General features: G+C 60.1%; 8 protein-coding genes. 2 read left to right on the forward strand and 6 right to left on the reverse strand.

Annotation, left to right across the window (positions count from 1 at the left end):
• Positions 1 to 48: 48 nt before the first annotated feature.
• From ACVWYY_RS07180 to ACVWYY_RS07205, 6 genes are all read right to left on the reverse strand, one after another.
• Positions 49 to 801 carry a prepilin-type N-terminal cleavage/methylation domain-containing protein gene (locus tag ACVWYY_RS07180; RefSeq protein WP_457440043.1) on the reverse strand — a complete coding sequence of 251 codons (753 nt, stop codon included), beginning with the start codon at positions 799 to 801 and terminating at the stop codon, positions 49 to 51.
• A gap of 63 nt (positions 802 to 864) precedes the next feature.
• A complete protein-coding gene (gene hpsA / locus ACVWYY_RS07185) occupies positions 865 to 8,355 on the reverse strand; it encodes a hormogonium polysaccharide biosynthesis protein HpsA (protein ID WP_457440045.1) in 7,491 nt (2,496 codons plus the stop codon).
• A gap of 141 nt (positions 8,356 to 8,496) precedes the next feature.
• Positions 8,497 to 9,093: a response regulator gene (locus ACVWYY_RS07190; RefSeq protein ID WP_457440047.1), complete on the reverse strand. Its 597-nt coding sequence runs from the start codon at positions 9,091 to 9,093 to the stop codon at positions 8,497 to 8,499.
• Between the two features lie 104 nt (positions 9,094 to 9,197).
• Positions 9,198 to 9,800, reverse strand: coding sequence for a pentapeptide repeat-containing protein (locus tag ACVWYY_RS07195; protein ID WP_457384898.1), 603 nt, complete (start codon positions 9,798 to 9,800; stop codon positions 9,198 to 9,200).
• Positions 9,801 to 9,886: 86 nt separating this feature from the next.
• Complete coding sequence (locus tag ACVWYY_RS07200; RefSeq protein WP_457392125.1) at positions 9,887 to 10,726, reverse strand: DNA-formamidopyrimidine glycosylase; 840 nt, start codon at positions 10,724 to 10,726, stop codon at positions 9,887 to 9,889.
• A gap of 46 nt (positions 10,727 to 10,772) precedes the next feature.
• Positions 10,773 to 11,000, reverse strand: a complete 228-nt coding sequence (locus ACVWYY_RS07205; RefSeq protein WP_414329200.1) for a photosystem I reaction center subunit IV — start codon at positions 10,998 to 11,000, stop codon at positions 10,773 to 10,775.
• Positions 11,001 to 11,119: 119 nt separating this feature from the next.
• Here ACVWYY_RS07205 and ACVWYY_RS07210 point away from each other — a divergent pair, with 119 nt between their 5' ends.
• Together ACVWYY_RS07210 and ACVWYY_RS07215 are read left to right on the forward strand one after the other, a co-directional pair.
• Positions 11,120 to 12,004, forward strand: coding sequence for a penicillin-binding transpeptidase domain-containing protein (locus ACVWYY_RS07210; RefSeq protein WP_414400620.1), 885 nt, complete (start codon positions 11,120 to 11,122; stop codon positions 12,002 to 12,004).
• Positions 12,005 to 12,120: 116 nt separating this feature from the next.
• Positions 12,121 to 12,273, forward strand: a complete 153-nt coding sequence (locus ACVWYY_RS07215) for a chlorophyll a/b-binding protein (RefSeq protein ID WP_011429120.1) — start codon at positions 12,121 to 12,123, stop codon at positions 12,271 to 12,273.
• Positions 12,274 to 12,446: the final 173 nt, after the last annotated feature.

Here is a 12,446-nt window from a genome sequence, read left to right on the forward strand (position 1 = left end):
GAAAACACCACCTTTTTGTGAGCCTGCAGGAGGAGCTTACCCGTCGCTTCAAAGCGAGGTAGGGCTTGGGCTGGGCAGCGGGAAGGCATTGCAGTTGTTGGTCGGGATCCCACCCCTAGCTTGAACATCGGCCAAAATGGCCCGGCAAACATCCCCCAAATTGGCGGCCAGGTTGACTTCTACAATCGAGCTGGCCATGGGAAATAGCCACACATCGGCATTGGCCAAGTTCTGATTGGCGGAGACCGTCTCAGTGCGCAGCCCAGGAAGAGCCTGTCGAGTGGTTGGGTTGAAGGAAAAGCGGTGGTACACCCTCACCCCCAAAAAGAAGGAGCAGGGAACCCCTGAGATGACGGTGTTGTTGCGTCGGTCAATGCATTCCCCGCCCCTATCCCGAAAGGTTTGGATGACATAGACCTCGGGGTTTCGCCCCGGCAACCGCACTTCGGCCAGGCGAATGGAGTAGTTGGGGCCGGGGTTGTCCATATCGGCAGGGGGCGGTGTATTGCGCAAGGGGCTTGCTCCAATCCTGGGCAGACGAGCCAACTGAGCTGGGTCCTGGAAGGCGCTTCGGTTAGCGGCCAGCTCCAGGTCAACCAGGGTGCGGATGCGATCCACTTCAGCCCGGGCCAGTTGATTGGCCACTTCTATCCGCTCCGTCATGGCCCGTCGATAGGCGATCAGGGTGAGAGCAGGAGCAAGAGCGGCCATAGCCAAAGCCACAATGACCACCGACGCCAAGACCTCAATGAGGGTAAAGCCCCCTGTTTCTTGTTGCCGCCAAAGCCGCCACTTGTTCATGGATCCCTCCCTTAGCCCACTCTGCTCCTACCTTGAATCTACCCCTGGCATGGGAAGTCAATATCAGTTGAATTCGTTGCAGCCTCCAATCCGAGCAGCCGCCTGCAGGGGCACATCTGGCTGAGCTTGCAGCCCGCAGCGCAGCCGCCGCACATACGGATCCTGAGGATCCAACTCCCGCAAGAACTCAGTGCGGGCATTGGAGGGGAATTGGAAGCGAGCCGACACCGCGCTGGGACGACGGGCAATTTGCAAGCCCACATCGTAGCCGAAGCGGCGGTTGGGTGGGTAGTAGTAGTCGTAGCCCCGCGTGAGGGCCGAGCCCGTAACCAAGTTGGGCGGCTCAAAGCTCTGCTGCAGGAAGGGGCCGGTGGCATAGGTGCTGTAGTTGAGCTGGATCATCGAGCCGCTGAAGAAGAGGTTGGTATTTCTCCACAGCTCGTTGAGACGCAGGAAGTTGTGCATGCCGCCGGCAGTTTGGTCTAGCCGCGAGGGCAGGGTGCCGCTGATGGCAGTGGCATTCACCCGCGTTTCCCTGGCCGGCTGCAGCTGCCGGTTTTGGCTGCCATCGTCGTTGCGGCGGCGCTGGTTCACATCGGTTGAGGCCAGCTCTTGGAAGCGGGGAATGGGAATGGGCCGCCGGGTCACCTCATCCAGGATTACCCCCAGCACCGGGTTTTCGCCGGCAAAGCCAGTGGGAGCCTTGTTCAGGTCCAGGGTGAACGGCTCCACATCCACCCAAGCAAAAGCGGCGGTATCGCTGGGGAAATCGCTGTCGGTCATTGTGGAACCGTTGCGATCGATCTGGATTTGAACCCTCTTGGTGCCCGAGTCGGAGCCCACCCTGACGTAGAAGCACAAGCCATTGCGGATATCTTCGCTCCCCTTGGTGTCAATGTAGTAACCGCCACGATAGTTGGAGCTTGGGGAGTAGTTCTGAGTGTCACCTTCGTTTACCCAAGCATAGGGGTTCAACGCCATCTGGGGCTGAACCAGCAGTTTATTGGGATTGGCAGGATTCTTCTCCGCAAACAGCGGATCCCGATCCAAAACAACATCCCAAGGCTCGTCGGAGTCGCGAACGCCGTTGCTGTTCTTGTCCCAGAAGTTCAGTTGGCCGTCTCCGTTCCAGTCTTTGATGCGCAACGTGCTGGGGCGGCTGTCACCGGTGTAGGCGGTGTACTTGAAGGTGGTGTTGAAGTTGGGGCGAAACACTCCGGGCACCCAGAAGCCGCCTTTGGAATCTGGGCCTTCCTCCTCCGAGGGGCAGCCCACCGTCAGATCTTCCCTAAGTAATTTGCGCCTCAGCGCTCGGGCCCAGAGGTCGGTTCCCTTTGTAAACGGGTCTTCTAGAGCCTCTCCCTTGATAGCCGGGCGGATGCCGGGCTCGCGGTTGGGTTGAGAAACGATCTCGGAGAGAACGCCACCTCTCACCAAGCCCTCGCGGGCAGCATAGGCCGGTTCGCCAAACATCCAATTGAAGGCCGCCTGCAGAGCCTCGGCAGGGTTGGGCCACTTGGGTGGCTTGGGCACCCCGGCTTTCACCTCCAGCACCGGCGAAAGCTGCGGCTGCAGGGCAATGGTTACGCCTTCAGCAGGAGCCGCGGCCACCGTATTCACGCTGATGGTCTCCGGCTCCGGATCGGCCTCGACTGCCTGAATGGGGCGCAGCTCCACCGTGTTGGGCTTGGCTGCCATCCACTCGCCCAAGGGGCTCTTGGAAGGAGTTTCTGGGGCAAAGGTGCTCGGCCCGCAGGGACGCCCTCGACAGGTCAAATTTTGTGTCCCCGTTGTGGTGGGCGAGCAGGTGGGGCTGCTGGTGCTGGCGATGAGGGTGCCCGTCCGGGTTTGGGTAAAGGTTTTGGTTGTGCCGCAGGCGATCTGGTTGATGACCTCATCGCAACTGGCCGGTGACCAAGGGCCCCAGTTGTAGTTGCAGGTCTGCGGGCAAGGAAATGTCCGGGTTTCTGTAGAAGTAGTGGTTCCGCAGCTTGAGGTGCAGGTCACGGTGCGGCTCTGAGTTATTGTCTGGCCGCCGTTGGCCACCGTACACTGAGGAGTCCAGCCTGTGTCGGTGCAGGTAGCCCCCGGAGGCTGGCAGGTAAAGGCTCGGGTTTCTTTTTCGGTGAAGGGGCTTTGGCTGGTACAAAGCGGCGTTACTGTGCGGGTGCGGGTTTGGGTGATGCTGGTGCCGCTACACTGCTGCTGCTGGGTACACTGAGGCATCCAGTCCGACCATTTCCCGTAGTTGTACTGAGGGTAGCAGGTGATCGTCCGAGTTTCCGACGGCGGAGTGCCAGGGCAACCGGCAGGCAAGGTGGCAGTTCTGGTTTGTTTAATAGTGGTTTGCTGACAGATGTTGGTTTTACATGCAGGAGTCCAGTCTGTCCAGATGGGATCGCAATTGAGGGGTTCTGCGCAGTACTGCTGGTTGGGTGCCAGAGGTTTAGTCTGATCCGGCTGGCAAGGTTGGTTGACCGGCTTCAGCGGCTTCAGGTAGCGAAGGTCATAGTTTTCCAGCGGCTGCCCATCTCCCTGGGTTGTAAAGCGGACGAAGGCATTGCCCATGTTCTCGTAGGTTTGGATCTCCACCAGGTAGGGAGAAGGCCGAGTGTAGTCGGTAACGCACTGCAGCTCCAGCCGGAAGCTCACGTGGTTATTGCCGCCATCCCACCAGGCTTCGACACCAACAGCCTCATCCTCCGACAGCTCTTCTAGACGAGTGCCCGCATTGCGATAGAAGCCTCTAAAAGCTGGCTCTTCCTCATCTGGGTTAGGAGTGTAGTTGGGGTTCCTGCGGATGATGAGTCGGCCCCCATCGTCGGTGTTGAGGTTGTAGGTGGCAACACCTGGCCAACGGGGATACAGCTCCCCTACCCAGCGCACCACGAAAAAGTCGTTGCCGAGGTTGTTGCCACTTCCCCATGATCCGTCTCTGCGCCGCCAGCAGGAGCGCCAGAAGCCTATGTTGCCCCTGTCTATGTCTGGAGCATCAGCGGGAAGTTGAGGCGGATTCATATCCGGCTCACTGCATCTTGGCATCCACAAAAAGTCAGCCTTGGGAAAGTTGGGTTGAGTATTCCACAAAGGCCAGCCGTCCCAGCCAAAGGGCCAGAGGAAGGGGGAGTTGGTGTTCAGGTAGTTCTGGTCGGCAAACAGGTAGTAGAACCCACCCCAAGGCGGGAGATCGGGATGGCCACCGTCTTCCCAGAAGGCAAAGCCTTTTCCAGGTGGATTTCTAGGGGGATCCCAGCCGGAAATACCGGAACCATCGGTTTTTAAAGCATCGCGAATACAGGCCCATCGCGAGCCGGGTGGGCTGCTCCAGCCGCCTGAGGTGTTGCAGGTTGGCCCTCCCTGAGCCTCCTCCCTCATGAAGGAGCCAATCTGCCAATCTTGAACAGGGTAGGTTGGATCCGGCCAGCGCACTGCCCGCAGGTAGGGCAGGTTGGCCTCTTGGGCGTCTGGAGGCAGGGGGCCTATGGCTCCGGTGTCCCCAAACCCTGTGTTGCGGTTGTACTGGTTCTGCGGGCTGGTTATCCAGCCGTTGTAGTACTCGGCCAACAGGCCACCGCCTCCTTCTATTTCAGGCGGTCGGCAAGGCTGGAGGGAAGCTATCAGCAGCCAGCGGGAGGTATCCAGCACCGGGTTGCCCAAAGCCGAAATGCGGGTGCCAAAGTTGGCATAGCCCGCATCGGGTGCGCGCAAGAGCCGCACTTCTGGCACGCCAAGCCCTGCTGTCCTGTCAGCGTTATTTGAGCTCGGGTCGGCACTGTCGCGACGGGCAAAGATGGTGTCGCGGGCGAAGACCTCCGGCCAGCCTGGCCGCCGCACGTGGTTGCCCAAATTCTGCGCCCCGTTGGTGTTGTCGAAGCGCAGAACCCCAGCACCATCTCTGTTGGGATCCCGAGCCGGCCAGTTGTTGCCTCGGATCACCAGCGCTTGGTTGAGGAAGGAGGTGTTGGCTCCTAAGTTACTTCCGCTGCAGCCGTAGTGTTCGTTGCGGCGAGGAGCCGAGGCTCGTTGTGGGCTGCCCTGGTAGTTCCGGTTAGCCACAAAGCTGCTGCCGCCGCCGTTGAGCGTAGCATCCTGCACAAAGCCGTCGTCGATGCTGCCATCGCAGAAATCGGCAGAGAGGATGTTCACCGAGTCGCCCAACACGTCGCTAGGCCGCCAGAGATCCTCCGCCGCCCGGGCAAAGCGCCGATCTTCATTGGCCCGCAGCCGCCCGTAGAAGTTGCTGTAGAGGCCGTCTGCTCCGAAATTGAGGAGAGTTGTGAACTCCTCCAGCCGCTGCCCGTTCCTCGTCCGGTGCAGGTTAAAGTCCCCTTGGATGTAAACGGGGTTGTCGGAAACGAAGGAGAGGCCAAAAATCGCGTCATCAGGGTTGAACCCGCCGCGGGCCAGCACCGCCCCGTTGCGCAGCCGGAAGCCGTAGGGCCGCCGATCCGGATCGGCATAGTAGTCCACCGGTTTGGGGCTGAGTCCACCCGGATTGGAAACAGGGGGATCCCAGACCGTTTGGTTGTTAGCCGTGCCGCGACCTGGCTGACCGGCGTTCATAATACCGGCGCTGCCCAAGTCACCGCGGGCATTTCCGTTGCGCCAGTTGGTTAGGTAGTTATTAAAAGCGCCCAAGGGTGGGCGGGCAATGGCATCTTCCCGCACGGCATCTTCCCGGAAGGCGTAGAAAATCCCCCCTTCTCGGTTCTCGCCAATGCCGGCAGGCAGCCAAGTGTCCCCGTTAATCAACCCCCTGGCCTGTCCGTTGACGTTGTTGGTCAGCAGGGCCAGGTCGATGTTGAGGGCCCGCACCGCCATCGCCTCGCGGCCATCGTAGAAGACGGAATCTTTAAAGGGCACGCGATGACACTGGTTACCATTACCAACCCGAATCAGCTCAAACTGGTTGCTGTTGGGGCCAGCAGTGTTATTGGGGCAGTTGGCAGTGGCACGGGGCAAAGTCCACTGGTCAATGGTGGCCCGGGGCCTCAGCCTCATGGATTCCAGATCCACCACGGCTTGATAGGTTACTGGCCCCTGTAGGAAGGGGTAGGCCTGCCTCCGCTCATTTTCAAGGTCATCGTCGGGGTTGGGAGGCACACTGTGGTGGAAGGTCTGCAGAGGGAAAATGTAGCGCAGCGGCAGATAAAACCGGTTGGCTGCCTCTCGGTTCCCAGCTCGGCTGGCTTGGATGTCATCCCGGAGGATTTCGGCTATGGGATTGCTGGCAGTGGCAGCCGCCTCAATGCGCAGGATGTTGTCGGCCAGCATGCCCAACATGCAGCCTGCCGTTTGCAGGGTGGTTTGGTCGGCTAGGCTCAATTGGTCAACAGAGGTGCCTCGGTTGACGATATCAATAACCCGCCGCAGCTCGGAGAAGTTGCCAAAAGCCGTAATAAACGGATCCGGGTGAATGCGGCCCGCTTCTTGCCTGGGTGGATAGGCCCCGTCAGGATCGCCGGCAAAATTGGCCAGGTTGGTGAGCGCTGTCCACAAAGGAGTGCCAGGCCGCAGTTGCTCCCGCATCGGCTCGGGGTCATACTCCCAAACGTTGGTGCCCTCTCCAGTAAAGAAGTTGATGCCCAGTTGAGTGCGCTGGTCGCCGGTAGGGAAGGTGGAAGCCCGCTGCAAGCTCCAGGGAGAGCCTGGGTGGGCCACCGTAGCCAGGCAGGCTATCGGAAAGCGGCCATCTCTGTGGCTGTAGTGGTAAACGGCTGTAGCCTGCACTGCCGCCGGGTTATCCCGCAGCGTCAGGCGTTGCCGCGCCTCGTTGCTGATGAAAATGGCCTGCAGCTTGGTGGGATCATCCGCATTCCCGGTGGGCACCAGAGGCAAAGGCAAAGAATCGGTGCGGGTTAGTTCCAGCCGCTGGCCCACGATCACCCGCAGACCTTCCACACGGGCCCGCCGCTCCCAATAGCCATCCAAGCCCACCTCGGAAAGGGCGCCTGGGGGTGGGTTGTCCTCGGTCAAAGACTCATTCTGGTTGTTCCTGGCATTAGCAGGAATCGGGCTACCGGCACTGACACCAAACCTCTGAGCAAAGGTGTCCACATCGCAGCCCCTCTGCAGGTCAGGTTCGACCGGTGGACGGTCATAGCTGGCCTTGGGGCCAAAGCGGTTGTCGGCCCGGTAAACATCGTCCACGTAGGGGGGGCAGGTCTGGTCGGACCGAAAGCCGCCAGCTTTAATCCGGCCAGGGTTCTCCCTCTCTTGGGCGTCAGGGTTCTCCCTCCTTCTGAGAGGAGAATTTGCCCATCCTGTTGCATCTTGGGCGTAGGTTCCGCGGGTGCGAATGCGGCCAAAAAGCTGGAGCTCCAGCGGATCCAGAGCTACCATTTCGGGGGCTGCCGAGTTCTGAACTGAATCGAAATTGAGGTTATTCAGGCGGGGAAGCGGCACACTTGGCGGTACATTCGCCTCCCTAGGGTGGGCATCAAAAATTAGGGTGTCGCTCGCCTCCTGTCCGGCGTAGCCAATGGCCCCTGCCACCAGCTCTCCATAGGCTGTAATTTCCGAGTTTTCCGGCGGCATGTAGAAGCAAGACTGCTCCGAGCTGATGGTGAAAGCCCGGAACAAGTTGTTGGCAGTGTACCGGAAGAAAAGGCTACCGCCTGCGTAGATAGCACCGTTCCAGTTGTAGCCAGGAGTAAAGAAAAACTCCACGTCGCCGCGGTTGAAAATTCCCCACTTGTTCAGCAGATCCCGCCGCCGATCTTGCTGAAACTGCAGAGCCGAAACGGCGCGGGTGGTGGAGTCGGCCCCCTCAATGGGAAGAGTAACTGCATAGACCTGAAAGGGCTTTTGCAAAGATGAGCCCACCTGGAACCAGTCCCCCACGTTGGGGTTGACCGTCTGTTCAGCCGGAGAATCGGTACACCCCGCCAAGGCCGAACCCTGCAGTGGCCCACCGCGGATCACCAGTCGCCGCGCCCGCTCAGTATCGGAAATGTTTTCCTCAAAGTCCTGGAGGTTCCTTTGCCCCGTAACCGGCGCTCGGCGGTTGTACAGAATGGTGTAGGCGGTAACGGAGTCGTCGATCCCGTTGTTGTCGGTATCCACCAAGAACCACCAGACTGGGGCTTGCCGCTGCACTTCAATTCCCTGGCTCCGATTCTGGGGATCCGGAACAAGGGCGCTGTAGTTCAGCAAAAAGCGCCGCTCATCGGGAAGGGTGTAGGGATCCGAGGGCTCTGCAGGCACCGCCGTGCCATCGTTGGTCAGGGCAGAGGTAAATTGGGCATCGGTGGGGGCACTGTTGGGCAGGCGGCGATCCCGAATCAGGTTGTCGATCTTGGCCCTGGCCCGGTCGATGGCAGCATTCAGTTGCCGGCTGATGGTCAGCTCCGCCCGTTCCACCTGGGTTTGGATGGTGCGCTGGGTAGAGCGGGTCAGCAGCCCTACCGTAACCAAGCTCAAGACCAGCACGATCAAAATGGCAACCGGCAGGACGAAGCCCCGCTCTCGAATCTTGCGCCGATCCACCCGTGCTTTCAAAGAGGCGAGCAAGCGCAGGGTGAGCTTGAGCAGCAGCGTGGAAGGAGCAGACATACCGTATCTCGGACAACGTGAAGGGGAAGGCGGCACCCCAGGGATCCCTTGTCAAGATGCCAAGCTAGCAACAGTATGGCGGTGATCATGGCCGCCGCAAATCCCCACCTCTGGGGGGAATCCCCAAGCCCTTTCTCCAATTCACAAGATCCCCAGTTGCTGCGCCTTGAGCAGGGCGGTGACACGGTCGCTAGCATCCAGCTTGCGGTAGGCGGTGCTGGCGTATTCTTTGACGGTTTCGATGCTCAGGCCCAAACGGCGGGCGATCTGTTTGTTGGCCAAGCCCTCTTTCATCAGTTGCAGCACACACAGCTCGCGGGGGGTGAGCTTGGGCAGCTCCTGTCGGGCAGGCAGCCAGTCTCGTTCGGGGTTGGACAAAATCTGACGGATGACGCGGGCCAATTCCGCCGGGTCGGTTTCTTTGGAAAGGTAGCCTTTGGCCCCGGCGCGGCGGGCTGCCTCAATCAGACCCGGCTCCTGAAAGGTGGTCATCATCACCACCACCACCGGCAGGCCCAGCTCGGTGATTTGCTGGCAGGCGGCGATCCCATCCCCATCCGGCATGCGCACATCCAAAATGGCCACGTCGACGGGGCAACTGCGACAATGGTGGACGGCCTGGGATCCCGTCTCGGCTTCGGCCACCACCTCAAATCCTTGGGCTTGCAGGGCAAACTTCAGCCCCAGCCGGAAGAGGGGATGATCGTCGGCAATGAGAACGCGGACAGGAGAACTCATGGCAGGGGATCCCAGCCGAGGGGGTGCTGGTTTTAATCTGCCCAAAGGGGGATCCCAAATAAAGCGCCCTCACCCCCAGCCCCTCTCCCTTGGGGAGAGGGGAGTTATGGCTTCACCAAGACCATGCCGCGGGCCTGGGGGTCAAAGGTGGGATCCAGCCGGGTTTGGGCATTGTACAGGGCGCCGGTCAGATCCGCCCCCTCCAGAAAAGCGCCTCGCAGGTCGGCCCCCCGCAGATCGGCATTGTGTAACTTGGCCCCTGTGAGGTCGGCGCCGGTGAGGATGGCTCGACGCAAGTCGGCCCCGCTTAAGTTGGCCACCTGCAGATTGGCACCCGTCAGATCTGTCTGCTGCAGGTTGGCCTGCGCCAGATCGGCTTCCCACAAGAAGGCCCCCGCTTGATCCGAGCCGCTCAGGTTGGCCCCTCTCAAATCGGCCAAGTTGAGGATCGCTTGGGAGAGGTCGGCAGCTTGGAGATTGGCCTGTCTGAGGATCGCTTCTTTTAGGTTGGCCCCCCTGAGGTCAGCTCCCGGCAGTTCTGCCCCCGTCAGGTCGCAGGCGGGGCAATCTTTGCTGGGAAAAACAATTTGGGAGCGGCCCAGTTGGGCATCCAACTCCAGTTGGGCAAAGGCCGAAGCCCCTGGGAAGACCACCCAGCCGAGCAAACTCGCCCCACCCCAGAGCTTTGTGAACCGGAGCCATGCCATTCTTTTCACCGGGATCCCCTCCTACTGCTGATGGTAGCCGCTCTGGCCCATTTCCCCAGGGATCCCCCATATCTTGAGGAGCGCCACTAGCTCTGTTGCGGCTGGCAGCGGGGGCAAAAGTGGGCCGACCGACCTGCCAGCTTCATCCGCTGAATTGGGGTGCCACAGAGGCGACAGGGATCCCCTTCCCGACCGTACACCCACGCTTGCCCTTGATAGTTGCCGTTGAGCCCACGCAGATCCCGGTAATCCCGCAAGGTGGTGCCCCGTTGCTCCAGCCCGGCCCGTAACACCTCGATCAAAGCTTCTCGCAGGCGTGCCTTGGCCACATCCGAAAGCTGAACTGCTGGCGTCAAAGGGTGAATGCCGCTCAGAAACAGGGCTTCGTCGGCGTAAATGTTGCCCACCCCGGCTACCAGCGATTGATCCAGCAGCGCGGTTTTAATAAGACGGCGGCTCTTCTGCAGGGCAGCCTGGAAATAGGCCTCAGAAAAAGCTGGCGAAAAGGGCTCCGGCCCCAAAGTCTGCAGGGTGGGGATCACCGCCTCCAGCTCAACACCGGCAGGCACCAGCCACATCTGGCCAAAGGTGCGCTGATCCACAAAGCGCAAGTCCCACCCTTCCTCGAAGGCCAAACGAACACGAGTGTGAGCTGATAAAGGGGTGGATCCCTGCACCCAGAGCAACTGCCCGGTCATGCGCAGATGCACGCCCAGAACAGCTCTCGAATCCAGGGATCCCAGGAGATACTTTCCTCGCCGCTGCCACTGGGTAAAACGGGTGCCAATCAAGCTCCGCCCAAACATCTCCCCTGCAGGGTAGGCAATGGTGCGGGCCAGGAGCACCTCCACCGCAAGTATCCGCGGCCCCAAGGTGAGGCGTTGCAAATCTTGCCGAACTGTTTCAACTTCCGGCAGTTCAGGCACAGAACGACTTGCTCAAGAACACAGTCCCCGGCATCAGAACTTTGGCTTAGCTGGCCGGAGCGGCTTTGGCCTTGGCCTTGGGAGCTTCCAACACTTCCAGCTCATCTTCGCGGAAGTTGTTGGTGTTGATGTTGTAGTAGTTGATCTTGTCAAAGCGGACGATCACCGGGTAGAGAATGCCGCTGGTATCCACCGCCGCAACCGTTCCCACATCCCGGTACCAGTAGGATTCTTTCCGCAGCACACGGACTTTGGCACCACGCTGAATTGCCATGAGGGTTATCTCCATTGACCTGAACTCAGATTACCCTAGTCCGTGAGAAGGCTGCGATTTCCGAATTTTTGTAACAGGGATCCGCTTTTGTCTGGCTGGGTTTTCGGGGCCAACAGCAGATGAACCGTCGCACCTGTGGAGCCTGGCTGTTGGGTTCTGCTTTGACCTGGGGCTTGCAGGGGAAATCTGCAGGGCTGCCCCATCCGCGCGATTTTGCCGCCGTCCTCAACCTAAACACCGGTCGTTTAACAAGGGTTTGGCAGCCGGAGCAGGCTTCCAGAATCAGGGCCAGCCCTGGCTCAACCGTCAAGTGTGCCGTTGCCGCTGCTGCTCTGCAGACCGGGATCAGCTCCGGCGAGCGCTTGATCCACTGTCCGGGTTGGTGGGATCCGCCGCCGCAACTGGGGTTGGGCCGCCTACCCTGCTGGGATCCCCGCGGCCATGGGGCTTTGAACTTGCGCCAAGCCCTGGCCCACTCTTGCAACGTGCATTTTTACCAGTTGGGCTGGGAGCTGGGGGCCAATACCCTGGTGGAGTGGCTGCGGCGCTTCGGCCTAGGGAGTGTGCAGAATACGGCTCCGGCTCCGCTCTTGGCGACCGGTCTGGCTGGGCCGGTGGATCCCTGGGAGCTGTTGGTTTATGGGGGCGTGATTGCCCGCCGAGGTGTACCCCTTTCTGGCGAGGTCTCTCTGCCCGCTTTCTCTTTACCGGCTTGGATTTGGGAGGCTCTCCATGCCGGCATGAGCCTGGCGGCAACAGCGGGCACCTGTCGCGGCATTGCCCCAGAAGGGATCCCAGTGGCAGCCAAGTCTGGCACCATCCTCAATCCTCAACGACGAGGACGACCAATTCTCTGGGCAGAAGATTTTCAAGCCTGGTTGCTGGCCTTTTGGCCCCTGCCGGATCCCAACTGGACGCTGGTGCTGCACCTGCATCAGGGCAAAGCCTATGAGGCGGCCATTCCCCTGGCGCGGCAGATTATCGCCGCCATCGGCAGCGGGTGACCACCTTGCTTGCGATCATGAAGAAATGCAAACTATACTGAAGGTCAAGTGCCGTTCTCGTTTTCGTTCTTTACGGATCCCACTCCCTGTCGTTCCCATTTACCCTGGAGGTTCTCATGTCTAATCCCAATTTGTCTGAGCCCAAGTTTGGCTTTAACGAGTATGCCGAGCGCCTCAACGGTCGGGCTGCCATGATTGGCTTTGTGTTGGCCATTGTCATCGAAGCGGTGACGGGCCAAGGCGTTGCTTCCTGGCTGGGCCTGATCTAAGAGACCTCAACTTACCGCCTTTTGGCTTTTCCTTGGGTCTGCTGGCTTGCAGGCCCTTTATTGTATTGAGCAGGAAGCGTAAACTACCCGACACCCGCGCTATGCGCAGGGTGCGGGCTTTATCCCAATCCCTAGCGGCCCCAGAGGACAGCTAAGTTTCGGAATTTCAGGCG

The sequence above is a fragment of the Thermostichus sp. MS-CIW-34 genome (assembly GCF_054060435.1).